At 58.6% G+C, this 25,073-nt stretch carries 31 protein-coding genes and 1 other RNA gene; 26 read left to right on the top strand and 6 right to left on the bottom strand.

The features are described 5' to 3' along the window. The first annotated feature begins 59 nt into the window (after positions 1-59). From ssrS to FHP24_RS15760, 9 genes are all read left to right on the top strand, one after another. Positions 60-218: non-coding RNA, 6S RNA (gene ssrS, locus FHP24_RS15720), on the top strand. 118 nt (positions 219-336) lie between these two features. Next, complete coding sequence (locus tag FHP24_RS15725; protein ID WP_180356022.1) at positions 337-1,836, top strand: sensor histidine kinase; 1,500 nt, start codon at positions 337-339, stop codon at positions 1,834-1,836. After that, positions 1,833-2,276 (top strand): response regulator, encoded by a 444-nt coding sequence (locus FHP24_RS15730; RefSeq protein ID WP_139677175.1) that lies wholly within the window; start codon positions 1,833-1,835, stop codon positions 2,274-2,276. The genes FHP24_RS15725 and FHP24_RS15730 overlap by 4 nt, the downstream gene beginning before the upstream one ends. A 9-nt stretch (positions 2,277-2,285) precedes the next feature. Continuing rightward, a complete protein-coding gene (locus FHP24_RS15735) occupies positions 2,286-3,317 on the top strand; it encodes a sensor histidine kinase (protein WP_139677176.1) in 1,032 nt (343 codons plus the stop codon). Between the two features lie 207 nt (positions 3,318-3,524). Further along, complete coding sequence (locus tag FHP24_RS15740; protein ID WP_139677177.1) at positions 3,525-4,811, top strand: hemolysin family protein; 1,287 nt, start codon at positions 3,525-3,527, stop codon at positions 4,809-4,811. Beyond that, on the top strand, positions 4,811-5,410 hold the full coding sequence (locus FHP24_RS15745; protein WP_139677178.1) for a 5-formyltetrahydrofolate cyclo-ligase: 600 nt from the start codon (positions 4,811-4,813) through the stop codon (positions 5,408-5,410). Before FHP24_RS15740 ends, FHP24_RS15745 begins: the two co-directional genes overlap by 1 nt. A 2-nt stretch (positions 5,411-5,412) precedes the next feature. After that, complete coding sequence (locus FHP24_RS15750; protein WP_139677179.1) at positions 5,413-6,237, top strand: TIGR00282 family metallophosphoesterase; 825 nt, start codon at positions 5,413-5,415, stop codon at positions 6,235-6,237. A 96-nt stretch (positions 6,238-6,333) separates the two neighbouring features. Next, positions 6,334-6,690 (top strand): hypothetical protein, encoded by a 357-nt coding sequence (locus FHP24_RS15755; RefSeq protein ID WP_139677180.1) that lies wholly within the window; start codon positions 6,334-6,336, stop codon positions 6,688-6,690. A 159-nt stretch (positions 6,691-6,849) separates the two neighbouring features. After that, positions 6,850-7,701: an MBL fold metallo-hydrolase gene (locus tag FHP24_RS15760; protein WP_139677181.1), complete on the top strand. Its 852-nt coding sequence runs from the start codon at positions 6,850-6,852 to the stop codon at positions 7,699-7,701. A gap of 27 nt (positions 7,702-7,728) precedes the next feature. Here the strand turns inward: FHP24_RS15760 and FHP24_RS15765 are convergent, their stop codons facing one another. Continuing rightward, entirely contained in the window at positions 7,729-8,241 is a 513-nt protein-coding gene (locus FHP24_RS15765; RefSeq protein ID WP_139677182.1) for a pyridoxamine 5'-phosphate oxidase family protein, read from the bottom strand. Between the two features lie 137 nt (positions 8,242-8,378). On the opposite strand from FHP24_RS15765, the gene FHP24_RS15770 reads away from it, so the two are divergent. Then, a complete protein-coding gene (locus FHP24_RS15770) occupies positions 8,379-9,125 on the top strand; it encodes a YebC/PmpR family DNA-binding transcriptional regulator (protein ID WP_139677183.1) in 747 nt (248 codons plus the stop codon). Between the two features lie 55 nt (positions 9,126-9,180). Here the strand turns inward: FHP24_RS15770 and FHP24_RS15775 are convergent, their stop codons facing one another. Continuing rightward, positions 9,181-10,182, bottom strand: a complete 1,002-nt coding sequence (locus FHP24_RS15775) for an LLM class flavin-dependent oxidoreductase (RefSeq protein WP_139677184.1) — start codon at positions 10,180-10,182, stop codon at positions 9,181-9,183. Positions 10,183-10,285: 103 nt separating this feature from the next. After that, a complete protein-coding gene (locus FHP24_RS15780) occupies positions 10,286-11,641 on the bottom strand; it encodes a methyl-accepting chemotaxis protein (protein WP_180356023.1) in 1,356 nt (451 codons plus the stop codon). A gap of 181 nt (positions 11,642-11,822) precedes the next feature. Here FHP24_RS15780 and ruvC point away from each other — a divergent pair, with 181 nt between their 5' ends. The 10 genes from ruvC to FHP24_RS15830 all read left to right on the top strand — a co-directional run bounded on the left by ruvC (position 11,823) and on the right by FHP24_RS15830 (position 16,632). Further along, on the top strand, positions 11,823-12,332 hold the full coding sequence (ruvC, locus tag FHP24_RS15785) for a crossover junction endodeoxyribonuclease RuvC (RefSeq protein ID WP_139677186.1): 510 nt from the start codon (positions 11,823-11,825) through the stop codon (positions 12,330-12,332). 66 nt (positions 12,333-12,398) lie between these two features. Continuing rightward, the gene (locus FHP24_RS15790) at positions 12,399-12,662 is read left to right on the top strand and encodes an AbrB/MazE/SpoVT family DNA-binding domain-containing protein (protein WP_139677187.1); all 264 of its coding nucleotides are present in this window, start codon (positions 12,399-12,401) and stop codon (positions 12,660-12,662) included. Next, a complete protein-coding gene (locus FHP24_RS15795) occupies positions 12,643-13,068 on the top strand; it encodes a type II toxin-antitoxin system VapC family toxin (protein ID WP_139677188.1) in 426 nt (141 codons plus the stop codon). Before FHP24_RS15790 ends, FHP24_RS15795 begins: the two co-directional genes overlap by 20 nt. Before the next feature lie 13 nt (positions 13,069-13,081). Then, complete coding sequence (ruvA, locus tag FHP24_RS15800) at positions 13,082-13,696, top strand: Holliday junction branch migration protein RuvA (protein ID WP_139677189.1); 615 nt, start codon at positions 13,082-13,084, stop codon at positions 13,694-13,696. A 55-nt stretch (positions 13,697-13,751) separates the two neighbouring features. Beyond that, positions 13,752-14,012 (top strand): AbrB/MazE/SpoVT family DNA-binding domain-containing protein, encoded by a 261-nt coding sequence (locus FHP24_RS15805; RefSeq protein ID WP_139677190.1) that lies wholly within the window; start codon positions 13,752-13,754, stop codon positions 14,010-14,012. Beyond that, positions 14,009-14,407: a PIN domain-containing protein gene (locus FHP24_RS15810; RefSeq protein WP_139677191.1), complete on the top strand. Its 399-nt coding sequence runs from the start codon at positions 14,009-14,011 to the stop codon at positions 14,405-14,407. Before FHP24_RS15805 ends, FHP24_RS15810 begins: the two co-directional genes overlap by 4 nt. Beyond that, positions 14,404-15,444: a Holliday junction branch migration DNA helicase RuvB gene (gene ruvB / locus FHP24_RS15815; protein ID WP_139677192.1), complete on the top strand. Its 1,041-nt coding sequence runs from the start codon at positions 14,404-14,406 to the stop codon at positions 15,442-15,444. The genes FHP24_RS15810 and ruvB overlap by 4 nt, the downstream gene beginning before the upstream one ends. 31 nt (positions 15,445-15,475) lie before the next feature. Next, entirely contained in the window at positions 15,476-15,964 is a 489-nt protein-coding gene (locus tag FHP24_RS15820; protein ID WP_342782348.1) for an NUDIX hydrolase, read from the top strand. A gap of 55 nt (positions 15,965-16,019) precedes the next feature. After that, complete coding sequence (locus tag FHP24_RS15825) at positions 16,020-16,241, top strand: hypervirulence associated TUDOR domain-containing protein (protein ID WP_139677194.1); 222 nt, start codon at positions 16,020-16,022, stop codon at positions 16,239-16,241. Further along, on the top strand, positions 16,234-16,632 hold the full coding sequence (locus tag FHP24_RS15830) for a hypothetical protein (protein ID WP_246091775.1): 399 nt from the start codon (positions 16,234-16,236) through the stop codon (positions 16,630-16,632). Before FHP24_RS15825 ends, FHP24_RS15830 begins: the two co-directional genes overlap by 8 nt. Here FHP24_RS15830 and FHP24_RS15835 read toward each other — a convergent pair. The 3 genes from FHP24_RS15835 to FHP24_RS15845 form a co-directional block, all read right to left on the bottom strand. Continuing rightward, the gene (locus FHP24_RS15835; protein WP_139677195.1) at positions 16,626-17,507 is read right to left on the bottom strand and encodes an NAD-dependent epimerase/dehydratase family protein; all 882 of its coding nucleotides are present in this window, start codon (positions 17,505-17,507) and stop codon (positions 16,626-16,628) included. The two genes, FHP24_RS15830 and FHP24_RS15835, sit on opposite strands and share 7 nt — an antisense overlap. Next, positions 17,504-18,331 (bottom strand): glycosyltransferase, encoded by an 828-nt coding sequence (locus FHP24_RS15840; RefSeq protein ID WP_139677196.1) that lies wholly within the window; start codon positions 18,329-18,331, stop codon positions 17,504-17,506. Before FHP24_RS15840 ends, FHP24_RS15835 begins: the two co-directional genes overlap by 4 nt. 153 nt (positions 18,332-18,484) lie before the next feature. Continuing rightward, positions 18,485-19,705, bottom strand: coding sequence for an NAD-dependent epimerase/dehydratase family protein (locus tag FHP24_RS15845; RefSeq protein ID WP_139677197.1), 1,221 nt, complete (start codon positions 19,703-19,705; stop codon positions 18,485-18,487). A 121-nt stretch (positions 19,706-19,826) separates the two neighbouring features. Between FHP24_RS15845 and ybgC the strand changes: the two genes are divergently transcribed. From ybgC to pal, 6 genes are all read left to right on the top strand, one after another. Further along, entirely contained in the window at positions 19,827-20,276 is a 450-nt protein-coding gene (gene ybgC, locus FHP24_RS15850; protein WP_139677198.1) for a tol-pal system-associated acyl-CoA thioesterase, read from the top strand. A gap of 328 nt (positions 20,277-20,604) precedes the next feature. After that, complete coding sequence (gene tolQ / locus FHP24_RS15855; RefSeq protein ID WP_139677199.1) at positions 20,605-21,324, top strand: protein TolQ; 720 nt, start codon at positions 20,605-20,607, stop codon at positions 21,322-21,324. A gap of 26 nt (positions 21,325-21,350) precedes the next feature. After that, positions 21,351-21,809, top strand: a complete 459-nt coding sequence (gene tolR, locus FHP24_RS15860) for a protein TolR (protein WP_139677200.1) — start codon at positions 21,351-21,353, stop codon at positions 21,807-21,809. A gap of 9 nt (positions 21,810-21,818) precedes the next feature. After that, positions 21,819-23,000 carry a TonB C-terminal domain-containing protein gene (locus FHP24_RS15865; RefSeq protein WP_139677201.1) on the top strand — a complete coding sequence of 394 codons (1,182 nt, stop codon included), beginning with the start codon at positions 21,819-21,821 and terminating at the stop codon, positions 22,998-23,000. Between the two features lie 30 nt (positions 23,001-23,030). Next, positions 23,031-24,338 carry a Tol-Pal system beta propeller repeat protein TolB gene (gene tolB, locus FHP24_RS15870; protein ID WP_139677202.1) on the top strand — a complete coding sequence of 436 codons (1,308 nt, stop codon included), beginning with the start codon at positions 23,031-23,033 and terminating at the stop codon, positions 24,336-24,338. Positions 24,339-24,539: 201 nt separating this feature from the next. Further along, on the top strand, positions 24,540-25,073 hold the full coding sequence (pal, locus tag FHP24_RS15875) for a peptidoglycan-associated lipoprotein Pal (RefSeq protein ID WP_139677203.1): 534 nt from the start codon (positions 24,540-24,542) through the stop codon (positions 25,071-25,073).

Below are 25,073 nucleotides of genomic sequence, written 5' to 3' on the forward strand. Positions count from 1 at the left end.
CTCAAAAAATTAGATCGCTTGCCACTGGCGCTGCATGCGGATCAAACATATATTGCCGTTGCGATCTATGCTTCACGACAGGAACCACAATCCCTGGGGCCATACTCGATCCAAAGGGAGCTGTCCCTGACCAGGCCCGTGGGCTTGGACATATGGCGCCCACCTACGTTTGTAGGCACCCAGGATCGTAAAAATCCATCGGTTGCCGTGGATCGCACTTTCTCCTTCTTCTTTTCCCAATTGTTGTGCGTGCTTTCCGGCACCGGCCGGATATGCATTGACAATGCCGGCTTTGCGGCCAAGTTCAACCGTCCATCTCAATAGACGGTTTTGTTCATGCCCTTTTCGAATGCCAAGTTCGCCCGGTCCTCGCTTCTGATGCTGCTGATCGGTGCGGGGCTGCTGCTTGCGATCGTGCTGTCGTCGTTTTTCCTGTCGAGCATGACCCGGAACTATTTCGACGAGGTCACCAAGTTGAGGGCGGTGCGCTCGGTCGCTGCCGACATGCTGGTCCTGCTGAATTCGGCGGAGTCCGGCCAGCGCGGTTATCTGCTGGTGCAGAACGAGGTTTTTCTGGAACCCTACCAGAAGGCGCTCGAGGCTCTTCCGGCGCAGGTCGACCGGCTCGATCGTGTCGCGACCAACCAAAATATGGTCAATATACCGCTTGAGGATATTCGCCGGCTGATTGCCGAAAAAGTGACGGAGATGCAGTCCACCCTGAACCTTGCAACCGAAGGCAGGGTCGCAGACGCCGTTGCCATCGTGCGCAATGAATCCGGTTTCGTCGTCATGCAGCAGCTTCGGCAGACGATCGGTGACGTGGTGCAGGAACTGGACGGGCATCTGATAAAAGGCATCGGCGATATCCGCGAAAGTGCGGGAACGCTGCAATATGTTACTCTCGGCGGCGGATTGATGATCATTCTCGTCGTTGGCGGTGCGATTGCAGTGGTGATGCAGCATGTTCGGGAACTCGATCATTCCCGCGCCGAGGTCGAAGAGTTGAACGTCGGGCTGGAAGAGCGCGTCAACGAGCGTACCGAAGACTTGATGCAGGCCAATCGCGAGATCCAGCGGTACGCCTATATCGTCTCGCATGATCTCAGAGCCCCGCTCGTCAATATCATGGGTTTTACCAGTGAACTCGACACCTCCCTCAAGTCGATCAGCAGTTACGTGCTGGCGGATGGAGCGAAGCCGAGTGAAGACGAGGTGCGCGAGGCGCGTCTCGCCGTTGAGGAGGATCTGCCGGAGGCGATCGGCTTCATTCGTTCTTCGACGAAGAAGATGGATGCGCTGATCAACGCTATTCTCAAGATATCGCGTGACGGCCGTCGCGAGTTGAAGCCCGAGCGCATCGATCTCGGGGAGCTTCTGGAAGCGACAGCCGCGAGCGTGCATCATCAGGTCAGCGATTCAGGCGGTGAAGTCAGTATCTCGGTCAATGCGTCCCGTGGCATTTTGACCGACCGGTTCTCGATGGAGCAAATTTTCGGCAACCTGTTCGACAATGCGGTAAAGTACAAACATCCGGAGCGCCCGCTCAACCTGACGATCAAGGCGTTTCCGATGGGACGCAGTGCAGTCCGGATCGAGGTGGCGGATAATGGTCGCGGGATTGCGCCGGAGGACCATGAGCGCGTGTTCGAGCTTTTCCGCAGGGCAGGAGTTCAGGACAAGCCGGGTGAGGGGATCGGCCTGGCACATGTGCGATCGTTAGTTAGAAATTTAGGCGGTGAAATTACTGTGACATCCACGCTGGGCGGCGGTGCGACGTTTGTTATCCGACTGCCCATGGATTTGTCCCAATATGTTAGGAGTAGCGGGCCATGAAAGCTGCCGGCAAGGAAGTCACTATCGTCATGATCGAAGACGACGAGGGGCACGCCCGTCTGATCGAGAAGAATGTACGGCGCGCAGGCGTCAACAACGAGATTATTCCGTTCACTAACGGGACCGATGCGCTTGACTTCATCCTTGGCCCCGATCGATCGGGGACCGTTAGCAGCGATCGTCATCTACTGATCCTTCTCGATCTCAACCTGCCGGATATGTCGGGTATTGACATCCTCGAGAAGGTGAAGTCCAACCCTCATGCGAAACGCCTGCCAGTAGTGATCCTCACGACGACGGACGACGAGCGGGAAATTCAGCGCTGTTACGATCTCGGCGCGAATGTCTATATTACCAAGCCAGTAGAATACGATAGTTTTGCACACGCCATCCGACAGCTGGGCCTGTTCTTTTCCGTGATGCAGATACCCGGACAGTAATGAGAAAAAATGCCGCGAACGATCCTGTATGTTGACGACGATGTCGCCCTGGCCCGTCTCGCGGCACGCCATCTCGGCCGTGCCGGCTACGATGTGATCGCTGCCGTCGATGGCGCCACCGCCATGGCGGCGTTCGAAAAGGGCGGGATCGACGCAGTCGTTCTCGACCACTATCTCCGGACCGAGACCGGAATGGATATCTTTCACCGGCTGCAGGAACGGGGCTGCTCTGCTCCGATCATCTACGTCACCGGATCCAGCGACGCGACGATCGCCATCGAGGCGATGAAGAACGGCGCTTCCGACTATGTCATCAAGACGGTGGGCGACGAGTTCTGGCCTCTGATGCAGAATGCGATCGGCCAAGCGATCTCGACCGCGGAACTGCGCCAGGAAAAAGAGAAGGCAGATCTGGAGATCCGCCTCGGCAAGGAGCGCGCGGAAGTGCTGCTCGCCGAAGTCAATCACCGCGTTGCCAACAGTCTGGCGCTGGTTGCCGCGCTGATCCGCCTGCAGGCCGGCAGCAGCAAGAACGAAGACGTGAAGGCGGCACTGGCAGAAACGCAGGCGCGCATTACCGCCATCGCCGGCATGCATCGCAGCCTCTACACGTCCGACGACGTTCGGCAGGTAGAGATGGACAAGTATCTCGGGACGCTGGTGACCGAGGTGCAGGGCACCGTGGCCGATCGCCAGGGGCCGTCGATCCGGATCGCTGCCGATTGTGTGGCGCTGACCTCCGACAGGGCCGTTTCCGTCGGTATGATCGTCACCGAACTGCTGACCAATGCCTTGAAATATGCCTATCCTCCCGGCACGGAAGGCGAGGTGAGGGTGACGCTTGCTCTTCAAGATGATGGCAAAGCACTTCTGGCTGTCGAAGACGATGGTATCGGCTGGACGGAGGGAGACAGCCCGAAGGGAACCGGCCTCGGCAGCCGTATTGTCAAGTCCATGGCCTCGACACTGGGATCCTCGATCGAATATGTGCCGCGGTCCGTCGGAACACGCGCCGAAATGACCATCGATCTTTCCGTCTGATCCGCTGGCCCCTTCACTTGTTCCAGCCATTGCAATACATTGCCGCCGACCTTATGATTTCCACTCATAGGTGAAGGTGCGCAGTTCCGAGAACCGGTCCACGGTTTTCCGAACTGCGCGCGAGATCACATCTGGAATTCAACGGTAGCCGCCATAAGCGGTCAACGTTTTTGTGCGCAGGATATTGTCCCAGCCTAAGAGCACCTTTTGTTAACCGAAATTTTCATCGTCGTTGCACTCACCGTCCTGAACGGTGTTTTGGCAATGTCGGAACTTGCCGTCGTGTCATCCCGTCCGGTCCGTCTCAGGATCATGGCAGAGCAGGGCAACCGTGGCGCAGCCACAGCCATCAAGCTCGCCGAGGACCCGGGCCGCTTCCTTTCCAGCGTACAGATCGGCATCACACTTGTCGGCGTTCTCTCCGGCGCCTTTTCTGGAGCAACGCTCGGTACACGCCTGACCGGCTGGCTCGAAGCGCAGGGCATGTCCGAAAACCTGGCGGACTGGCTTGGTGTCGGCGGTGTCGTTGTCATCATCACCTACATGTCGCTCATCCTCGGCGAACTTGTGCCGAAGCAGATCGCATTGCGTGCGCCGGAATCCGTCGCGGCGCGTGTCGCGCCGGCCATGAAGCTTGTCGCGACCTTCGGCGCTCCGATCGTCTGGTTCCTCGATATTTCCGGCCGTTTCGTGCTGGCCATTCTCGGTCAGCGAGGCGAGTCCGACGACAAGGTGACGGACGAGGAAATCCGCACCGTTCTCGCCGAAGCACAGAGTGCGGGCGTGATCGAAAGCGGTGAATCCGAGATGATTTCCGGCGTCATGCGCCTTGCCGACCGCACCGCGCGCGGCCTGATGACGCCGCGCCGCGATGTCGAGGTGATCGATACCGAGGATGAACCGGAAGAGATCCGCGCCCAGCTTCGGGCGACGACGCGTTCGCGCCTGCCGGTTCGCAAAGGCAGTTCCGACGAAATCCTCGGTGTGTTGTTCGTCAAGGATGCCTATGATTTCATGGCCGGGGGACGGCAGTTCGACATTCAGTTGGCGATGCGCGACGCGCCTGTCGTGTCCGACCTGACCGGTGCGCTCGACGTCATCCAGGCCTTGAGAAAGGCGCCGGCGCATATGGTTCTCGTTTATGACGAATACGGTCATTTCGAAGGGATCATCAGCTCCGGTGACGTGCTGGAAGCGATTACCGGCGTTTTCCAGGAGAATTCGAGCGAGGAGCCGGCCATCGTCGCGCGTGACGACGGGTCCTTCCTCATCGCCGGCTGGATGCCGGTCGACGAGTTTGCCGATCAGATGGGCATCGCGGTCGATGAAGATCCCGGATACGAAACCGTTGCCGGTTTCGTGCTGGACGAATTGAAGCACCTGCCGGAACTGGGCGAACGCTTCACGGCCCATGGCTGGACATTCGAAGTCGTCGATCTTGACGGACGCCGGATCGACAAGCTGCTGGTCTCTCGCGCAACAGAGAAGTCCTGATGCCGGGCCGATCGATAAAATCCGTGCTGCGGGCCGAAAGGCTCGCAGCACGCGATGCGCTCGATGTCGCGGAACGCGTGGAAAAGAGCCTGTTGCTTGCATCCCATGGCATGGGTGCGATCGATCTGGATGGCCCGACGGTCGTGTCGGGTTTTCTTCCGATCCGTTCCGAGGTGGATGTCCGGCCGTTGATGGACCTTCTCGAAGACCGGGGCGCGCGGATCTGCGTGCCTGTCGTGCTCGACAAGCAGACCATCGTTTTCCGCGAATTCGTGCATGGGGCCGAACTGGTCTCGGGCGTCTTCGGCACCGTCGGGCCGGGGCCTGAAGCGGTCGAACTCGATCCTCAGATCATGCTGGTGCCGCTTGCTGCTTTCGATGCGCGAGGCCATCGGATCGGTTACGGCGGGGGCTATTATGACCGGGCAATTCACCGTTTGCAGCAAAAAGGCATTAACCCGCGGTTGATCGGCATTGCATTCGACTGCCAGGAAGTGGCATCAGTTCCCGATGAACCTCATGATATAAGGCTTCACGGGATACTGACGGAAAGCGGTCTTCGCGATCTGTCCGATGAGGCCATTGCGAAGATTGGATAGGAATGCGCCTTCTCTTTTTAGGTGACATGGTCGGCAAGACCGGCCGCACAGCCGTATGGGAAAAGCTGCCGGGTCTGATTTCCGACCTGAAGCTCGACTTCGTTATCGTCAACGGCGAGAACGCGGCCGGCGGCTTCGGCATTACGGAAGATATCTTTCTCGAGACGATCAATGCCGGTGCCGACGTCGTCACCACCGGCAATCACGTATGGGACCAGAAGGAAGCCGTCGGTTTTGCCGGTCGCCACGACCAGTTCCTGCGGCCCGCGAATTATCCCGCCGGCACGCCCGGCAAGGGATCGGGTGTCTTTTATGCCCGCAACGGCGCTCGCGTGCTGGTGGCCAACATCATGGGCCGCGTGTTCATGCATCCCGAGCTCGATGATCCCTTCAAGAGTGCCGAGGCAATCCTTGCCGCGGCACCTTTGAAGGAGCAGGCGGATGCGGTGATCTTCGATTTCCATGCCGAGGCAACCAGCGAAAAGCAGTGCTTTGGCCATTTCGTCGATGGCCGTGCCAGCCTTGTCGTAGGTACCCACACGCATGTGCCGACGGCAGACTGCCAGATCCTGAATGGCGGCACCGGATACATGTCCGATGCCGGCATGTGCGGGGATTACGACTCGTCGCTCGGCATGGACAAGGAAGAGCCGCTCAACCGTTTCATCTCGAAAATGCCCAAGGGGCGTTTCGAGGCGGCAAGCGGGCCGGCGACGCTGTGCGGTCTCGGGATCGAGATTTCGGATTCGACCGGTCTCGCTGAAAAGATCGAGCCGCTCAGGGTCGGACCGCGGCTTGCCGAGACGATCCCAAGCTTCTGGCGTTGATTGGATAGGCCGGGATCCCCATGTTAAGATGATGGCTCAAGACGCCCTGCCGCGATTGCGCGGCGGGAGCGAGCCGCTCTTGATGGAGGAAATCCGATGGTCGATCCGGTTGCCCGCATTTCTGCCACGTCCGCTTCGGCGGCAACCATGACTGAAAGCAGCCTCTCCATCGCGGAGCCGGACAATGCCTGGGCAGATGCTCGGCAATCCCATATCAACGCGGATCTTGCGGCTTTGAAAAAAAAACGAGATGAAGGTGATGAAGGCGGGAACGAGGACGTTCCAGACACGCTCGACGATCGTCATCCACACAAGCGCCAGGACGCTGTTGCTGCGGTAGACACCGACGAGGAACAGCCCGAGGACCGCAGGTTGTCGGGCGAGAGTGAACGTATCGGCACACGAAATTTCGATGACGACACGCCTTTCGGTCTTCGCGTCATCATCATCTGAGGGTGTGAAGCCGCATGTTTCCACTTTTCCAAAGACCAATGTGCTTTGAAGCTATGACGGAATTGTGAGGCCGCGGCGGTGATGTCCGCTGGACGCGCTTTCATGCTTCCCGCATCTTTCGTTGCGGAATGGGCATGAACACGGTTCTCGGAGTGTTGCATGAAGCTGCGAACTCTCGCATTCGGTCTTTCGGCTTTTCTTCTTTCCGCATTTTCACCGGCCCTTGCCCAGGATGGCGGCCTTCCGATCAGCCAGTGTCAGGCGATTGCGCAAAAGCTTCCGAACGTGCGGTTCGCTAGTTTTCAGTCGTCGGATGTCCAGCCCGTTCAGGCGCAGCGAAAGCTCAGTCTTGCCGAACGGGAAGAGGTGAAGATCACCTTTGTCGGGCATTCCACCTATTTCATCGAAACGCCTGATGGTGTCGGGGTCGCGACTGATTATAGCGGCGTCTACCAGCCCTATCGGATGCCCGATGTTGTGACGATGAACCGGGCGCATTCGACCCACTACTCGCTGAGTCCTGACCCCGCGATCAAACATGTGCTGCACGGTTGGAGCGATGTGCCGGGTGAAAAGGCCAGACACCAGGAGATGATCGGCGACGTTTATATCCGCAACGTCGTTTCCGACATCCGAAACTGGGGCGGCGGCATTGAGGAAAACGGTAATTCGATCTTCATTTTCGAAGTTGCCGGTCTCTGCATCGGTCATCTCGGTCATTTACATTTCGAGCTGAACGAGGCGCAATACACCGAGATCGGTCGCCTCGACATTCTTATGGTGCCGGTTGATGGCGGATTGACGATGGGGGCTGACAGCATGAGCCGGGTGGTGCAGCGGCTGCGGTCTTCGCTGATCCTGCCTATGCACCGGTTCGGACCGCCGCTCGACACTTTCCTTGCCATGTTCGACGGAAAGTTCGACATCGCCTACGCAAAAGAAAAGACCATCAGGGTGTCGATGCGGTCGCTGCCGAAAAAGCCGACAATCCTTGTGCCGCAAGGGCTTTGACAGCCCCGGCGGCATTCCTGATCCTACTTAGTGGAAGGCGGAGAAGGTGAGGTGCTGCTTGACGCCGACCTCCGGCATCTTCTCGTCCTTCATGTTGGCCTTGGCGATTTCCCAGCCGAATTTCAGCGTGCTGTTCGTTGATGCCCAGATTTCCGCATCCTCGACCTTGAACGCAAGCATGGTCAAAAGCGGATCGTCCTTGCCGTGTTCATACCAGGCGGATGTGACCGCGCTCCAGTATTCGTCGCGCTTGACGGGATCGAGCCGGACCTCGATCAGCCCCGACAGATAGGCGTGGTAATCATGGTTCTTGCCCGTAAGGCAGAAATGCGCCCGGCCGCCGGCGCCTATGGCGCGCACGATGTCAGTATCCGCCTTGGTGAAAAACCAGATCGTGCCGGTCTTCTGATCGACATTCGGGGCCATGGGCTGGAAATGTGTCTGCGTACCTTCCAGGCCGAGCATGCCGGCGTGGACGCCGTTGATCTCATCCCAGAGCTGGCGTTCGGGGGCCTCGCGTGCTTCCGTCAGACTTGCCATCGTTTTTTCTCCTTTTGTCCTGTCGATTGGCAAACGGTATGGCGTGGGCTTTGTTCCTGCGGGAAAATACCTTGAATGGTGGCGTTATCGAAATTATAAGGCGCCATTCCCACACAGGCTAAACTATCAGGGGTGCCATGGCTGGCCATTCACAGTTCAAAAACATCATGCACCGCAAGGGCAAGCAGGACGGTATCCGTTCCAAGATGTTCTCCAAGCTCGCGCGCGAAATCACTGTCGCCGCGAAGACCGGTTTGCCGGACATAACGATGAACGCCGCGCTGCGCCTCGCCGTGCAGAATGCCAAGGCGCAGTCGATGCCGAAGGACAATATCGATCGTGCGATCAAGAAGGCATCGGGCGCAGACGCCGAGACCTATGATGCGGTCCGCTACGAAGGCTACGGCCCGGGCGGCACGGCGGTTATCGTCGAAGCGCTGACCGACAACCGTAATCGCACCGCATCGAACGTCCGTTCGATCTTCACCAAGGCCGGCGGCGCGCTGGGTGAAACCGGCTCGGTTTCGTTCTCCTTCGATCACGTCGGCGAAATCACCTACAAGGTTTCGGTCGGCGATGCCGACAAGGTGATGGAAGCGGCAATCGAAGCCGGTGCAGATGACGTTGTTTCCGATGAAGAAGGCCACACGATCTATTGCGGCTTCGAGGACATGAACGAAGTGTCCAAGGCGCTGGAAGCGGTGCTCGGCGAAGCCGATACCGTCAAGGCGATCTGGAAGGCGCAGAACACGATCGAAGTGGACGAGGAAAAGGCCCAGTCGCTGATGAAGCTGATCGGCAACCTGGAAGACGACGACGACGTACAGAACGTCTATTCGAACTTCGAAGTCTCCGACGAAGTCATGGCCAAGCTTTCGGCCTGAGCTCTATCCGACGATATAATTTGAAACGGGCCGGTCTTGCCGGCCCGTTTTCGTATCAGCCTGTTACCTTTTCCATCATCGGCAGCGAGGCGAACAGTTCGACCGAATGGAGGCGGGCGTCTATGTCGTGGATCGGCATGGAGACGATCAGCTCGTCGGCTTCGGTTTCTGCCAGGAATTCCTTCAGTTGAGCTTCTATCGTCGGCACGGAGCCGACGGCCGCGTAACGCAGTGTATGCTCGACACTCATCTTTTCCATCGGCGTCCAGAAGCCGTCCATGCTGTCCAGCGGCTTGGGGAAACGGGTGCGGACATTCTTGCGAAGATTGACGAATTGCTGCTGCGACGAGGTGAACAGCTTTTCGGCCTCTTCGTCGGTATCGGCGGCAACACCCATGACGCCGACCATGACATAAGGCTTGTCGAGTTGCGCCGATGGCTGGAAACGTTCGCGATAGATGGCGATCGCATCCATCAGCATGTCGGGCGCGAAATGGGAGGCAAAGGCGTAAGGGAGCCCCAGGGCGGCTGCGAGATGGGCGCTGTAGAGGCTGGAGCCGAGCAGCCAGAGGGGCACATTGGCTTCCGTGCCGGGCACTGCGATGATCGCCTGGTTCTCGACAGGAGTGCCGAGAAGATGCTTCAGTTCGACGATATCCTGCGGAAAGTTTTCTGCGCCTGCATCCATGTTGCGCCGTAACGCGCTGGCGGTGCGCATATCGGTGCCGGGTGCGCGGCCGAGGCCGAGATCGACACGGCCGGGCAACAGCGCTTCCAGCGTGCCGAACTGTTCGGCGATGACCAGAGGCGAATGGTTGGGCAACATGACGCCGCCGGAACCGACGCGGATCCTTTTTGTTGCCGCACCCACATGGGCGATGACGATGGAGGTGGCGGCGCTGGCAATGCCGGGCATACCATGGTGTTCGGCGAGCCAGACACGATTGTATCCCTGCTCCTCGGCCTTGATTGCCAGCTGGCGGGATTGCTCGAGCGCATCGCGCACCGAATAACCTTCGCCGACCGGCGAAAGGTCAAGTATCGAGAACGGAATCATGGAACTACCTTGGATAAGGACAAATGGGTTGTTCCTATCTAGGGAGCCGAATCCGCCGATGCGACCCTCGTGCCAAGAAAAGCATGACGAAATTTTTCCACTTTTAGGTCTTTATCAGCCTCAGGTGGCTGCGATGATGGGGTGGGCGCGTGTCCGGCGGAGTGTGGTCGTCATGCAACACGGTCACCGGAATGAACCGCCCGCAATGCCGGTTGATCACGGCAATCTCCTGCGCCATGCGCTCGAGCGCGGCCTCCAGTGCGTGGTCTAGCGAGCGGCGCTGACTTGAGTATTTCAGGGCGCCGTCGAGGATGATACCGCTGCGGGCAAGCATATCGGATGACATCGTGGATGCTTCGGATATGGCTGCGAGCTTGTGGTCGATGGTTTCGAAACTCTCGACGAGATGCTGCTCCTGCCGCGAGATATGTTCGGCCTGCGAACGGGTCTGCTTGAGGCAGACGTCGACGTCGCGTTCCAGAATTGAAGCTTGTTTTGCTGCTGTCGCGCTTGTTTCGGCCATGTCGCGCAGTTCGGACGCAAAGATCTTTAGCGTTTCCTGCGGAGACGCCATGTTTGCGGCCGCGACGCTGGCGTTGACGGAAAGCATGTTTGTTCGAAAGGCGACGTCCCGCATCAATGCGGCGATTTCCCCAATCTGCTTCTCGGCTTTATGCAGTCCTTCGGACACATCGCCATCCGTTGCGGTGGTTGTGCGGTGCTGTTGCCGATCAGCTCTGGCGTTGGCGGCAACTGCTGCGAGTTCTCTCAGCGCGGCATCCTGTTCCCGTAGCAGATCGCCAATGTCGCGCAGGCCGTTGCCCGCGACCGAGAGGGCCGGAACCTCATCGGGTAGCAGCGACCGCTCCTGCGCGAGCCGGATACGCGCCTCCGCGCATTCGCCATGAAGGGTTCCTGCAGAGTATATGATGGTTGTCAGGCTTTCGTTGAGCGAACCCACGGCTCTGTTGAAATCACCACGCAGGCCTTCAAAGCCATCGGAAAACGGTGTGTCGAGGCTTACGGAGAGATCGCCCGTCGCCAGCCGCCGCAGGCCGGCATCCAATGCGTTCAAGGCATCTTCCGAGGCTTTCTGACGGACCGCGCCGGCTTGGCCGTTCTGGACGCCGGTCGCCGGCAATCCCACAATTTGGAGCCGCCGTTGCGGTGATGTTGTATCGTGAGAAACGGGCAGCAACCGCGGACGGATATCTGCGCTTTTTTCGGGTCCGGCACCAAGAGACAATCTGGTCGGCGCCGGTCGCGTTGCGTGACCGCCGGCGATGCGGGTGGCCATCATGGCCGTCGCTATCGAAAAAACGATGACGCCCGCTGCCAAGGTTGCCGTCATGGCTGGGGACATGCCCGGAGAAAGAGCGGATGCAATCATTGCCAGCAGGCCATTCTGCAAAACAAGCAGGACCGTGATCTTCATGAACAAAACTTGGCGTTCAGACATCGCCCTCTCTCCCTCTCGTATCATTCGAGAACACCCAGAACGCGGAAAAGCCGCCGCCGTTGCACAGGTCCGGACAGTTGATAGACATATGGTTATCAGGACGTTAACCAGTCTGATTTCGATGTTTCCGTTTCGTTCATATTTCGGTGGCTATCAATGCCGGGTGACGGTAAGGTGGGATATGGCAGACATCATTCGAATCATCGGCATCGATCCCGGACTTCGGCGCACGGGCTGGGGGGTCATCGACACGATCGGCAACAGCCTGCGTTTCGTCGCATCCGGCACCGTGACGTCCGATGGAGACCTCGATTTAGCCTCGCGTCTTTGCCAGCTGCATGACGGATTGGCGGAAATGGTGCATGCCTACAAGCCGGATGAGGCGGCGGTCGAACAGACCTTCGTCAACAAGGATGCGGTCGCGACGCTGAAGCTCGGTCAGGCCCGTGGCGTGGTCATGCTGGTGCCGGCACGCGCCGGACTGCCGGTTTCGGAATACGCGCCGAATGCGGTGAAAAAATCGGTGATCGGTGTCGGCCATGGCGACAAGAAGCAGATCCATATGATGCTCAAGATCCTGATGCCGAAGGTGGAGTTTAAGGGCGACGACGCTGCGGACGCGCTCGCCATCGCCATCTGCCATGCCCATAACCGTGGTGGAAACCGGATGCGCCAGGCACTGGCCGGGTGAGCGGGGATGTATTTGTTCTTGACTTGTTCTCGTAAGGGCAATAAGTAATACCGCAGAGGTATTACCATGCGTGTCACCGAAAAAGGCCAGGTTACGATCCCGAAAGACATCCGTGACCGACTGAATATCGGGCCGGGTTCAGAAGTGGATTTTATTGCCGACGACAAGGGCGCGCGGCTCGTGGTCATCTCAAACGAGCCCGAAATGTCGGGTAGCGATTTCGAAACATGGCTCAAAAGCCGCTCAGGCAGCTTTGATACCGGCGGCATGACTGCCGACGAATTTATGGAATTTCTAAGAGGGGCGCGCGATGATCTCGGTCCTCGTTGATACGAATGTTCTTATCGACGTGTTTGGCCCAGAGACTCGCTTTAAGGAATGGTCTGCCCAAGTCATTCTCGATCTTCGCTCCGCAGCGAGATTTATACTGACGCCAATTGTTTGGGCAGAGTTGGCAACCATGGCTCCCACGGAAGATGCGCTGGCGTTTATGCTGGCGCGCCTGGAGTTTGTGAGAGAGCCATTGCCTTTTGCTGCGGCATACCAGGCAGGCCTCGCTCATGCTGCGTACAGGCATGCGGGCGGTTTGCGCGAGCGTACCTTGCCAGATTTCCTTATCGGAGCGCACGCAGCTACGCGCTCCCACCGGTTGTTGACCCGAGATTCCACGCGCTACCGAAGCTATTTCCCGCATCTTGAAATCATCTCTCCCGAAACGCATCCTCTTTCTCTCTAACGGCGGACATTTCATGATCGGCAAGCTCAAAGGCACTATCGACGAGATCGGCGACGACTATGTGCTCGTTGACGTGCATGGCGTCTGTTACGAGGCCTTCTGCTCGTCGCGCACGCTGTCGCGCCTCAATGTCGGCGAAGCGGTCATCCTGTTCATCGAGACCTATGTGCGCGAGGACCAGCTGAAGCTGTTTGGTTTCGTTTCGGCGTTGGAGCGCGAATGGTTCGGTTTGCTGCAGAGCGTACAGGGTGTCGGCTCCAAGGTGGCGCTTGCCGTTCTCTCGACTTTGACGCCGGGTGAGCTCGCAAATGCGATCGCGCTGCAGGACAGGACCGTCGTGTCGCGCGCACCGGGTGTCGGCCCAAAAGTGGCGGTGCGGATCGTTACCGAGTTGAAGAACAAGGCGCCTGCCTTTGCCGGCGAGGCGGCCGCCAATATCGGCTTCAAGCAGGAGCTTGGCGAAGGTGTTGCCTCCGCGCCCGTATCGGATGCGGTTTCGGCGCTCAACAATCTCGGTTATTCGCGCGACCAGGCGGCAAATGCCGTTGCGGCCGCGATGAAGACGGCGGGCGAGGGGGCGGACAGCGCCAAGCTGATCCGGTTTGGTCTGAAGGAGCTGGCGCGATAGCGTCCTTTCGTGCTACTGATTTCCTTACAAATCGAAATTTGTAAGGAGGTTTGGTGTGACTGTATTTTATGGAACTCTGACCTCCAAAGGCCAGACCACGGTGCCGTCCGAAGTGCGGGATATCCTGAACCTCAAGCCAGGAGATAAAATCCGCTATGTTGTGCGGAACGGTGAGGTGGCAATGAAGGCGAAGAACAGACGCCTATCCGACCTTTCCGGACGTTTTGCGGATCCAGCGCGAAGTGTCCTTTCGGATGACGATCTTCGTGACGCGATCGTGGATGCTGCGACTGAACACTTGGCAGGTGAACGTTGATAGGCCTCGACACAAATATTCTTCTCAGGATCGTTCTTCAGGATGATGCCGAGCAATCGAAGAAGGTCTCCCGCTTCCTTGAGAGGCTCGAAACCGAAGGGCCTGGCTATATTAACTGCATATCTCTGATGGAATTTGCCAGGTTCTTGCGGCACCGCCTTAGGGTCGAAAGAGCAGAAGTTGCTTCAGCCATAGGTGATCTGCTGGAGTCCCACGATCTGATTGTTGAAGACGAGCATCTGGTTGAGGAGGCCTTGGCTTTGATGCTCGATAACCCGATTGAATTCGCCGACTGCTTTATAGCACTTCGTAATCGACAGGCAGGGTGCGACAAGACAGTGACCTTCGACAAAAAGGCCGCGACCCGTGTGCCCGGAATGGAATTACTCGCATGACTGACGAAACCCGCCTCATCTCGCCGGAAAAGCGGGGCGAAGATCTCGATACGGCGTTGCGCCCTCAATCCCTGGACGAGTTTACCGGACAGGCGGAGGCCCGCGCCAATCTGAAGATCTTCATCGAGGCTGCCAAAAACCGTGGCGAGGCGCTGGATCACGTGCTGTTCGTCGGCCCGCCCGGTCTCGGTAAAACGACGCTGGCGCAGATCATGGCGAAGGAACTCGGGGTGAATTTCCGCTCGACCTCCGGTCCGGTCATCGCAAAGGCGGGAGACCTTGCGGCGCTTCTGACCAATCTCGAAGAGCGCGACGTGCTGTTCATCGACGAAATCCACCGGCTCAATCCGGCGGTCGAGGAAATTCTCTATCCTGCGATGGAAGACTTTCAGCTCGATCTGATCATCGGTGAAGGGCCGGCTGCGCGATCGGTGAAGATCGACCTTTCGAAATTCACGTTGGTTGCCGCCACCACCCGTATAGGCCTGTTGACCACGCCGCTGCGCGATCGCTTCGGCATTCCGGTGCGACTGTCCTTTTATACGGTCGAGGAGCTGGAAGGCATTGTGCGCCGGGGCGCGCGGCTGATGGGGCTCAAGATGACGGATGACGGCGCCCGCGAAATCGCTCGCCGTGCACGAGGCACGCCGCGTATCGCCGGGCGTCTGTTGCGTCGCGTGCGCGATTTTGCCGAAGTGGCCCGCGCGGAAGCCGTGACCAAGGAGATCGCCGATGAGGCGCTCATCCGTCTCAACGTTGACCATGCCGGCTTCGACCAGCTCGACAAACGTTATCTCAACATGATTGCCGTGAATTTTGCCGGCGGACCGGTTGGGATCGAGACGATTGCCGCCGGGCTTTCGGAGCCGCGGGACGCGATCGAGGACATTATCGAGCCCTACATGATCCAGCAGGGTTTCATCCAGCGCACCCCGCGTGGGCGTGTGCTGACGTCCGTTGCGTGGAAACATCTCGGCCTGCAGCCGCCGAAGGACATGGAAGCGGCGCAGTTTCGAATGAGTCTGGAAGATGAGTAAGAAGGACAAGCCGCAGGATCTTCGCATCCGGATGAAGTTCAAGCCGAAGCGCATTTTTCAGATGCGCATTGCGGGCCTGGCGTTTCGGGATGGATATGTGCTCGTGCATCGTGCCGTTCACGAGAGTTTCTGGACGTTTCCGGGCGGGCGCGCCGAAATGGGCGAGACCTCGGAAGAAACGTTGAAGCGCGAGATGGTCGAGGAGCTTGGCGTCACGGCCGAGGTTGGACCGCTGCTCTGGGTGGCGGAGAACTTTTTCCATTACGAGGACAAGGATTGGCACGAGCTCGGTTTTTATTACCGCATGGAACTGCCCGAGAGCTTTCCGTTCCATCCGACCGAGATCGTTCACCGCGTGGTCGATACCCATGAACTCGAGTTCAAATGGGTGCCGGCAACGACGGAAGCGCTTCGAGCTCTTGATATCCCTCCTTATTTCATTGCTGAAGAGATCGAGACATTGCCGACTTCGCCACGCCATATCGTCCAACGGGACGGCGATCTCGATCTGAAAGACTGATTTCGGAACATCATCCGGCTGCATGAGTTTGCCTTGGAGCAAAAAGGAGCCATGCATGCAGAAGATTCAGGTCGGAAATGACGTCGAGTGGAAATGGGGGCGCTCCAAGGCGGAGGGTCAAGTTACCCAGAAATTCACCGCGGATGTCGAGCGCCGCATCAAGGGAAAAACGATCAAGCGCAAGGCGGATAAGAACGAGCCGGCATTCCTGATCAAGCAGGATGACGGCGACCGCGTGCTGAAAAGTCAGTCGGAGGTGAAAAAGACCCATGGCTGATAAGGATCTCGATAATCGTCCACCGGTCGAGGTTTCGGCTGCCGCGGAAAAAGGGCTGAAGTTCAGGGCCAAATTTCGTCGCGGTGGAACGACCGTCGGCATTGCCCGCGCCCGCGATCTCCAGCATCGCAAGTCGCTTTCGGATCTGACCGTCAAACGGATGGCGAGCTATTTCGCTCGGCACAAGGTCGACAAGCGGGCCGAAAATTTCGGCAACGACGAGGACCCGTCGACCGGCTATATCGCTTGGCTTCTCTGGGGCGGCGATGCCGGCCAGAAGTGGGCGGAAGAACAGGTGAAAGCCGTAGAAGCCCAAAAGAAAGAAAAGCGTGACCATGGTCGTCACGGCAAAGATGGCAACGTACAGCGACACGTGTCACATCATCAGTGATCGGCTCCAAGCTGGCGTGCCAAAGTCGCCATCGTCTCGTCGAACTGCCGTAATCCGCCTGGTTTCCAGCCGATGCGGCGGAGTTTTTCGGTATCCATGACGTTCGCGGAAAGTGCCGCGAACGCCACGAGTGGTGCAGAAAGGCCCAGTTTTTCGACGATCATCCGCGTATCGACGGTGACGTCGGACAAGTTGAAGCTTTCTCCGTTGATGATTTGTGCATCGGATTCTAGCATCAGGCGTACCGCCTGCGCGACATCGGCGCCGTGGACTTCCGTGCCGGCCCGTGGTGCGAGCGGCTTGCCGGCAAGAGCGTCGGCCATCAGGTCGTCCCACTTGTTCGGGCGAAGTTCGCCATACACTCCCGTGGCGCGTAGCGATGACGTAACGAAGCCTTGGCCGGACAACTCAGCCAGCGCCTGTTCACAGGCAAGCTTGATTTCGCCGTAGAGTGAAGTCGGTGAAAGCGGAAGAGCCTCGGTCAGTATCGTTCCCGAAGGCAGACCATCATAGACGGCTCGGCTGGAAAGAAATGTGGTCCGTTTGACGCCTGCTTTCTTCGCTGCCTCGAACAGCTTTATCGAGCCTGTGAGATTAACATGCCGAAACCGCTGCGGATCGTTGCCTTCACCTCCCCTGTATTTGCCGGGCAGATGATCGAATGCGGCGTGCACGAAGGCTTCGATATCCTCGAAGGCCTTCGTCTGATCGAGTTTGGGATCAAGCTGCAGTGGACGGAAATCCAGCGAGTGTGAAAACATGCTTTTCGATGGTCGCTTGCGTGCGCCGACCACGACGTCGTATCCCGCCGCCAGCAGACCCTCGACGATATAGCGTCCCACCAGGCCGGTGCCGCCGGAGACGAGCACTTTCACGCAACATCTCCGGGTTTCGGGAGCGGCGGGCCGGGGAGGCAGGAAATATCGGGGATATTTCGTCCCTCGTGGAAGGCATGCCAGAGATCGATCAGCGGGCGAAGCCGATCAGATTTGGGATGATCCCTCTCCCATGGCTTTTCGTACTGGTAGTGGAGGATGGCGATGCTTTTCCAGTCCCATAGTGCCGGCATGTTGAACCACACATATTGCAGCATGTTCATGGTGATCGGCAGGCCGTGCCAATCGGGAAAAAAGCTTTCGAGAAAAGTCTGGTCGGTGCGCCGCCAGAAGGCATCGGGCTGATCGAGTGCGGCAAGCATGTTTTCGAACGTCTCCGCGCAGGGTTTGGCGACAAAAACGCCAGAGTTCAACCGATGAAAATTGGCGAGGCTCTCGTAAACATTCGGCGCCGCGGAAAACTGCGGGTAGTCGAACAGCTTGTCGATATTCTTCAGCACGATTACGTCGGCATCTAGGAAAACGACGGTGCGATATTCCGTAAGTTGCCAGAGGCGCAATTTGCAGAAATTGTCGAGCGGCGTGTGGAAATCCGGCTTGTTGCCTTTTGTGAAAGGCGCCGCGCCGTGCAGGTTCTTGCGCGCATGGCGTTCGTTGAAGGCTTCGGACAAGGGAAGGTGCGAGACTTCGATGAGACGGCAGCCAAGCGATTGGAGATTGCTCAGTGCCTCGGTGCTGACCGCGCCGGTGTGAAGTATGACGATGTCGGCCGGAGTTGCCGTGCGCTTCAAGGAGTGGACGAGGGCAGTGGCGCCGATGATGTAATCGGCATTTGTGACGAGGGTGACGAAGGCTTGTCCCATGGTTTTCGATCGTTCTCCCGGACCGCTTCGGTCGTCATGCTGGGACTTGTCCCGCGCATCTGCCGTCGTTGAAATTCGTTTACGTGGATCAATCCTCGGGACGAGCCCGAGGATGACGGAAAGCAAAGTTTCTGCCGTATGGCAATCAGTCCCTTACGATACCGACTTCAGGCGCATGCCTTCGGGATCTCGCTCGACCGTTGCCGCTATGTCCTTGGTCCAGGCGGAAACGGCCGGAACGCGAGTCCGGTCAACGCGGTAGGCGTATTTCTTTGCAACATCGACGATCTCTGAAAGCAGGCCTTGGCCAAGCGTCGTCGGCTTCAGGCCGAGTTCGAGGAATTTCTCGTTCCTGACGACCAGATCGTTTTCCGGAGCCTCCTTGCGTGGGTTAGGAAGCCAGGCGATCTCCGTTCCGGTCATCTTCGAAATCATCTCCGCCAGGTCACGCACGCGGTGGGTCTCGGTCATCTGGTTGAAGATCTCGACTCGGCCGCCGCGGGCAGGGGGATTGTTCAGCGCAATCTCGATGCAACGAACCGAATCCTGTACATGGATGAAGGCGCGGGTCTGGCCACCGGTGCCGTGCACGGTCAGCGGGTATCCGATCGCGGCCTGGATAAGAAAACGATTCAACACCGTCCCGTAATCCCCGTCATAATCAAAGCGATTTACCAATTGCTCGTGAATACGGGTCTGTTCCGTATGGGTGCCCCAGACGATGCCCTGATGCAGGTCGGTGATGCGCAGCCGGTCGTTCTTCGCGTAGAACTGGAACAGAAGCTGATCCAGGCATTTGGTCATGTGGTAGATCGAGCCGGGGTTTGACGGGTAGAGGATTTCCTGGCTGACCGTCTCGCCGCCCATGGTCTCGATGCCGACCGGCAGATACCCTTCGGGAATTGCCGCGCCGACCGTCGAATAACCGTAGACACCCATCGTGCCGAGATGAACGAGGTGTGTGTCGAGTTCGAGTTCGACCAGCGCGTTCAACAGATTATGGGTCGCGTTGACATTGTTGTTGACGGTGTAGTTCTTGTGGCGATCGCTTTTCATCGAGTAGGGCGCGGCGCGCTGTTCGGCAAAATGGACGATCGCGTCCGGCCGATGTTCCGCCAGCCAGTTCTTCAGGAGTTCGTAGTCCCTGGCGAGGTCGATCAGGTTGAAATGGATCCGGCGGCCGGTCTCGGCGTGCCAGATCCGGGTGCGTTCCTGGATGCTGTCCATCGGGGTCAGCGACTGTACACCGAGTTCCGTGTCGATCCAGCGACGGGAGAGATTGTCCAGAATATGGACCTCATGGCCCGCATGGGACAGGTGAAGGGACGTTGGCCATCCGATAAAACCGTCGCCGCCCATGACTGCAATCTTCATGAAAATCTCCAGTGGTGTTCTGATCTTTTCCTGTTACGGAGGAAATATGACGCCCTTTCAATGGTGGGGCAGCGTGCTCCCAATATCCAGATGACGATAAGGTTTTTCCAAGGCAGGCCTCATGAACGGTGATAATTTTCTTCTTTCCGGCGAACTGACCGATCATGGGCATCGCCTTGTGCAGCGCGTCTATTATGAGGACACGGACTTTTCGGGTGTCGTCTATCACGCACGCTATCTTCACTTTCTGGAGAGGGGCCGGACTGATTACCTGCGCTGCCTGGGTTGCGAGCAGAGCGTGCTTCTTGCCGCCGACGAGGAGGGCCTCGTCTTCGTCGTCCACCGCATGGAGATCGATTTCAAGCAGCCAGCGCGGATGGACGATGTCCTGACCATCACGACGACTACGGAAAAGGCCGGTGGCGCCAAGATGGTGCTCAATCAGCAAATCCGTCGTGGCGAAGCACTGCTGATCGCGGCAAAGGTGGTGATCGCCGTGATCAACAAACATGGCAGGCCGCGGCGGTTGCCGGAGACGATTGCGGAGAAATTTCTCGGGCGGCAGTCCTAGGGGGCGAAAAGGCCGATGCTGTTTCCAGTCGGGGTGCCGCCGCCGGGCTGCTCGGTCAACGCTCGACACAGGATGTTCCGGAGTCTTCCCAATGGGATAGGCGGTCGGTTTGTAACGCATTATTAACGATAATGATGTCTTACTTGGCGCTGAGGAATTTGTGCAACGCACGCCTTCCTTTGACCAAATTTGAAGGCGAGAAGCCAAGCTGGAAACCTAGGGTATCTTGGGGTTAGAGCAGCCTTCTCGCCGTTGAGATGCAATTACGCGAGCATGCGCTTGGAACCCGCCCGGTCATCAGCCGGGCGTTTGGATTCGGGGATAGTGGATGGAACAGGTAGCTTTGGAAGCCGCGACACATGACGTCAGTCTGTGGTCGCTGTTCATGCAGGCAGGACTTATCGTCAAGCTGGTCATGATCGGTCTGATCGGTGCGTCGGTCTGGACCTGGGCGATTGTGCTCGACAAGTATGTGAGCTTTTCCAAGGCGCGGAAGCAGTTCGACCAGTTCGAGCAGGTCTTCTGGTCCGGACAGTCGCTGGAAGAGCTTTACCGCACGCTCGGCGAACGCCAGAACAACGGCCTTGCCGCCATCTTCGTCGCCGCCATGCGTGAATGGAAAAAGAGCTTCGAGCGCGGTGCACGTTCGCCGATCGGCCTGCAGATGCGTATCGACCGGGCGATGGACGTGACCATGTCGCGCGAAGGCGAAGCCTACGAATCCCGTCTAGGCTCATTGGCGACGATCGGTTCAGCCGGTCCGTTCATCGGCCTCTTCGGTACGGTTGTCGGTATCATGACCTCGTTCCAGGCGATCGCCGGTTCCAAATCCACCAACCTTGCCGTCGTTGCTCCCGGTATCGCTGAAGCGCTGCTCGCAACCGCGATCGGCCTTGTCGCCGCTATCCCGGCCGTTATCGCCTACAACAAGTTCATGGGTGAAGCGGGCAAGCTGCATTCCCGCATGGAAGGCTTTGCAGACGAGTTCTCGGCCATCCTGTCGCGTCAGATCGACGAGAAGCTGCAGCCCCGCCAGGCCGCGCAATAAGCCGCGCGACGAAGGAGAGCTAGATCATGGGCATGTCTGCCGGAGGAGCGAATGCATCGGGTGGTGGTCGCCGCGGACGTCGCGGTCGTCGCCGTGGCGGTGTCATCAGCGAAATCAACGTCACGCCACTCGTCGACGTCATGCTGGTGCTGCTCATCATCTTCATGGTGGCGGCACCGATGATGACCGTCGGCGTGCCGATCGATCTGCCGCAGACGCAGGCGAAGGCGATGAATTCCGATACGCAGCCGATCACCATCTCCGTCAATCCGGCAGGTGAGGTTTATCTGCAGGAAACCCCGATCGCGATCGATGAAGTCGTTCCGAAGCTCGAGGCAATTGCCACGACCGGGTATAACGAGCGCATCTATGTGCGTGGCGACACGGCTGCCGCCTATGGCGTCGTGATGAAAGTCATGGCCCGCATTTCTGCCGCCGGTTACAAGAATATCGGCCTCGTTACCCTTCAGGAACAGGACAGGTAATCGGGTGCCATGAAGGGAAGTTTCGGCACATCGCTGGTTCTTCATACGCTGGTTCTGACCTGGGCGATGGTTTCGCTCAGTGCACCGGCGCCGATGACCGTTGCCGACGTCGAGGCGCTGCCTGTCGACATCGTACCGATCGAAGATACGACGATGATGCAGCAGGGCGACAAAAAGGCGCCGATGCTGGAAAAGCCCTCGGTCAAGCCGACCAACAATCAGAAGATCGTCGAAGGTGCCGAGAATGCCGGCGAGAACGACGTCGACCTGAAGACACCACCGACGCCGGCCAAGAGGCCTGTGCCGGTCGAAGCTGCGGCTGCTCCGAAACCTACGGAACGCCCGACACCAACTCCTACGCCCGAGCAGAACGAGGTCAAGGACATCGCGCCGGAAGAGACCGCGCCGAAGCCCACCGAAATGGCTGCGTTGCCGCAGCCGAAACCGGAGCCGACCCCGCCGAAGCCTGAGCCCATTCCTGCGCCGACGCCCGAGCCGACACCTGCTCCCACTGAGACCAAAGCGGAAGAACTGCCGCTTCCCGATTCCATTCCGCTGCCGGCTGCGAAGCCTAAGCCCGAGCCGCCGAAGGAACAGGCCAAGCCGGTAGAAAAACCTGTCGAGAAGCCTGTCGAGAAAAAGCCGGAAACGAAGCCGGCCGAAACGGCGAAGACGGATACCAAGGCCAAGGATACTGCCAAGCCGACCGATAAGAAGGAAGGCAAGAAGCAGGAGACTGCCAAGTCTTCCTCTTCGCAGAAGAGTGACTTCAATGCCGACGAGATCGCCTCGCTTCTGAACAAGCAGGAAGCATCCGGCGGCGGCGCCAAGCGTTCGGCATCTCCAGCCTCCACCGGCAGCACAAAGCCATCAACGGGCGCGAAGCTCAGCCTCAGCGAAATGGATGCGTTGCGCGGCCAGATCCAGAACAACTGGTCGACCATCGCCGGCATCGAAGGATTGCAGGGCATGGTGATCCGGGTGACGTTCAGGCTCGACAAGTCGGGAATGATCATCGGTGAGCCCGAAGTATCATCGACCGGCGGCTCCTCGATGGCGCGGAGGACGATGGAGGGTGGCGCGGTGCGCGCTGTGCTGAAATCGCAACCCTTCAAGAACCTGCCGGCCGAAAAATACGACGCCTGGAGCGAAGTTGCCGTGAATTTCGACCCTAGTGATCTGGGGCTCTAGAGAATCAAATAGCTGAAAGGCTTTAGCACTATGATCAGACGTTCCCTCATCGGTATCATGATGGCGATTGCCGGAATGGCGATGACGTTTTCTGCACCGGCGCAGGCCGCGGTGGAAATCAACATCAACAAGGGCAATGTCCAGCCATTGCCGATCGCGATCACGGACTTCCAGTCAAACAACGAGATGGGAGCCCAGATCGCTCAGGTCGTCGCTGCCGACCTGCAGCGCTCCGGCCTTTTTGCACCGGTCAACAAGGCCGCGTTCATCGAGAAGATCACCGATCCGAACAAGGCCCCGCGTTTCCAGGACTGGACCGCGATCAACGCCCAGGCGCTTGTCGTCGGTCGTGTCACCCGTGAGGCCGATGGTCGTCTTCGCGCCGAGTTTCGTCTGTGGGACACTTATGCCGGCCAGCAGATGACCGGCCAGCAGTTCTTCACCCAGCCGGATAACTGGCGCCGTCTCGCACATATCATCGCCGATGCAATCTATGAGCGGATCACCGGCGAGAAGGGCTATTTCGACACCCGCGTCGTGTTCGTTTCGGAAAGCGGTCCGAAAACTGCCCGCCAGCGTCAGCTGGCGATTATGGACCAGGACGGCTTCAACGTTCGCATGCTGACCAACACCAAGGATCTGGTGCTGACGCCGCGCTTCTCGCCGAGCCGTCAGGAAGTGACCTACATGTCCTTCGAAGGCAACCAGCCGCGCGTCTATCTGCTGCAGCTGGAAACCGGCCAACGCGAAGTCGTCGGTAATTTCCCTGGTATGACCTTCTCTCCTCGGTTTTCGCCGGATGGTCAGAAGGTGATCATGAGCCTTCAGCAGGAAGGCAATGCCAACATCTATACGATGGACCTGCGCTCGCGCACCACGACGCGATTGACCTCGACAGCTGCGATCGACACGGCACCGTCCTATGCGCCGGATGGTGGCCGGATCGCTTTCGAAAGTGACCGCGGTGGGCGTCAGCAGATCTATGTGATGAATGCCGATGGCTCCGGCCAGAATCGTATCTCGTTCGGCGATGGTTCCTATTCGACACCGGTCTGGTCGCCGCGCGGCGATCTGATTGCCTTCACCAAGCAGTCCGGTGGCAAGTTCTCGATCGGCGTGATGAAGCCGGACGGTTCGGGTGAGCGCATCCTGACCTCGGGCTTCCACAACGAAGGCCCGACCTGGGCGCCGAACGGACGCGTGCTGATGTTCTTCCGTCAGGGGGCCGGCGCCGGTGGGCCGCAGCTCTATTCGATCGATCTGACCGGTTACAACGAACAGATGGTCAAGACGCCGTCCTACGCTTCGGACCCCGCCTGGTCGCCGCTGCTCGAGTAGCGGGTAGCGCCCGGTGCTGACGTGTGAACGGCTGCAATCAAGAGTGAGGCAAGCTTGCCTCTTTCCCGCCCCATTCTCGGCAGAATGGGGCTTATACGGGACGCCGCAAGGTTTGGTTAACCATAGCCATTTGAATATGGTTAACCCAATTAGGTTAGAGTCTGGCAACTCTGAATTTCATGATCCAAGGAGAGACCGGCCATGAGCCGCATTGATACCCCGGCGATGAGCCGCATGCAGACACTCGCTCGCAACCCCGCCGTCATCGCGCTCACGCTGGCCCTGGCGCTTGCCGGTTGCGCCAACAAGAAGAACCTGCCGAACAGCGCCGGCGAACTCGGCCTCGGTGGTGCAGGTTCGGCGACGCCGGGCTCGAGCCAGGACTTCACCGTCAATGTCGGCGACCGCATCTTCTTCGATACCGACTCGACCTCGGTTCGCGCCGACGCCCAGCAGACGCTCGATCGTCAGGCTCAGTGGCTGGCCCGTTATCCGAACTACGCAATCACCGTCGAAGGCCATGCCGACGAACGCGGCACGCGCGAATACAACCTGGCACTCGGCGCACGCCGTGCAGCAGCTACCAAGGAATACCTCGCTTCGCGCGGCGTTCCGGCAAACCGCATGAAGACGATCTCCTACGGCAAGGAACGTCCGGTCGCCGTTTGCGACGACATCTCGTGCTGGTCGCAAAATCGCCGCGCCGTTACCGTTCTCGGTGGCGCCGGCATGTAA

Source organism: Aliirhizobium smilacinae (genome assembly GCF_006335145.1).
GTDB lineage: Bacteria > Pseudomonadota > Alphaproteobacteria > Rhizobiales > Rhizobiaceae > Neorhizobium > Neorhizobium smilacinae.

What these genes read in the sequence shown, in the direction of transcription:
- FHP24_RS15830 (WP_246091775.1), top strand. Translation starts at nt 16,234, where the DNA reads ATGGCTGATAAGGATCTCGATAATCGTCCACCGGTCGAGGTTTCGGCT.
- FHP24_RS15735 (WP_139677176.1), top strand. Translation starts at nt 2,286, where the DNA reads ATGCCGCGAACGATCCTGTATGTTGACGACGATGTCGCCCTGGCCCGT.
- FHP24_RS15725 (WP_180356022.1), top strand. Translation starts at nt 337, where the DNA reads ATGCCCTTTTCGAATGCCAAGTTCGCCCGGTCCTCGCTTCTGATGCTG.
- pal (WP_139677203.1), top strand. Translation starts at nt 24,540, where the DNA reads ATGAGCCGCATTGATACCCCGGCGATGAGCCGCATGCAGACACTCGCT.
- FHP24_RS15840 (WP_139677196.1), bottom strand. Translation starts at nt 18,331, where the DNA reads ATGGGACAAGCCTTCGTCACCCTCGTCACAAATGCCGATTACATCATC.
- FHP24_RS15825 (WP_139677194.1), top strand. Translation starts at nt 16,020, where the DNA reads ATGCAGAAGATTCAGGTCGGAAATGACGTCGAGTGGAAATGGGGGCGC.
- FHP24_RS15775 (WP_139677184.1), bottom strand. Translation starts at nt 10,182, where the DNA reads ATGATTCCGTTCTCGATACTTGACCTTTCGCCGGTCGGCGAAGGTTAT.
- FHP24_RS15790 (WP_139677187.1), top strand. Translation starts at nt 12,399, where the DNA reads ATGCGTGTCACCGAAAAAGGCCAGGTTACGATCCCGAAAGACATCCGT.
- ybgC (WP_139677198.1), top strand. Translation starts at nt 19,827, where the DNA reads ATGAACGGTGATAATTTTCTTCTTTCCGGCGAACTGACCGATCATGGG.
- tolR (WP_139677200.1), top strand. Translation starts at nt 21,351, where the DNA reads ATGGGCATGTCTGCCGGAGGAGCGAATGCATCGGGTGGTGGTCGCCGC.
- tolQ (WP_139677199.1), top strand. Translation starts at nt 20,605, where the DNA reads ATGGAACAGGTAGCTTTGGAAGCCGCGACACATGACGTCAGTCTGTGG.
- FHP24_RS15750 (WP_139677179.1), top strand. Translation starts at nt 5,413, where the DNA reads ATGCGCCTTCTCTTTTTAGGTGACATGGTCGGCAAGACCGGCCGCACA.
- FHP24_RS15820 (WP_342782348.1), top strand. Translation starts at nt 15,476, where the DNA reads ATGAAGTTCAAGCCGAAGCGCATTTTTCAGATGCGCATTGCGGGCCTG.
- FHP24_RS15795 (WP_139677188.1), top strand. Translation starts at nt 12,643, where the DNA reads ATGATCTCGGTCCTCGTTGATACGAATGTTCTTATCGACGTGTTTGGC.
- FHP24_RS15865 (WP_139677201.1), top strand. Translation starts at nt 21,819, where the DNA reads ATGAAGGGAAGTTTCGGCACATCGCTGGTTCTTCATACGCTGGTTCTG.
- FHP24_RS15845 (WP_139677197.1), bottom strand. Translation starts at nt 19,705, where the DNA reads ATGAAGATTGCAGTCATGGGCGGCGACGGTTTTATCGGATGGCCAACG.
- ruvA (WP_139677189.1), top strand. Translation starts at nt 13,082, where the DNA reads ATGATCGGCAAGCTCAAAGGCACTATCGACGAGATCGGCGACGACTAT.
- FHP24_RS15760 (WP_139677181.1), top strand. Translation starts at nt 6,850, where the DNA reads ATGAAGCTGCGAACTCTCGCATTCGGTCTTTCGGCTTTTCTTCTTTCC.
- tolB (WP_139677202.1), top strand. Translation starts at nt 23,031, where the DNA reads ATGATCAGACGTTCCCTCATCGGTATCATGATGGCGATTGCCGGAATG.
- FHP24_RS15765 (WP_139677182.1), bottom strand. Translation starts at nt 8,241, where the DNA reads ATGGCAAGTCTGACGGAAGCACGCGAGGCCCCCGAACGCCAGCTCTGG.
- FHP24_RS15745 (WP_139677178.1), top strand. Translation starts at nt 4,811, where the DNA reads ATGCCGGGCCGATCGATAAAATCCGTGCTGCGGGCCGAAAGGCTCGCA.
- ruvC (WP_139677186.1), top strand. Translation starts at nt 11,823, where the DNA reads ATGGCAGACATCATTCGAATCATCGGCATCGATCCCGGACTTCGGCGC.
- ruvB (WP_139677192.1), top strand. Translation starts at nt 14,404, where the DNA reads ATGACTGACGAAACCCGCCTCATCTCGCCGGAAAAGCGGGGCGAAGAT.
- FHP24_RS15770 (WP_139677183.1), top strand. Translation starts at nt 8,379, where the DNA reads ATGGCTGGCCATTCACAGTTCAAAAACATCATGCACCGCAAGGGCAAG.
- FHP24_RS15780 (WP_180356023.1), bottom strand. Translation starts at nt 11,641, where the DNA reads ATGTCTGAACGCCAAGTTTTGTTCATGAAGATCACGGTCCTGCTTGTT.
- FHP24_RS15755 (WP_139677180.1), top strand. Translation starts at nt 6,334, where the DNA reads ATGGTCGATCCGGTTGCCCGCATTTCTGCCACGTCCGCTTCGGCGGCA.
- FHP24_RS15730 (WP_139677175.1), top strand. Translation starts at nt 1,833, where the DNA reads ATGAAAGCTGCCGGCAAGGAAGTCACTATCGTCATGATCGAAGACGAC.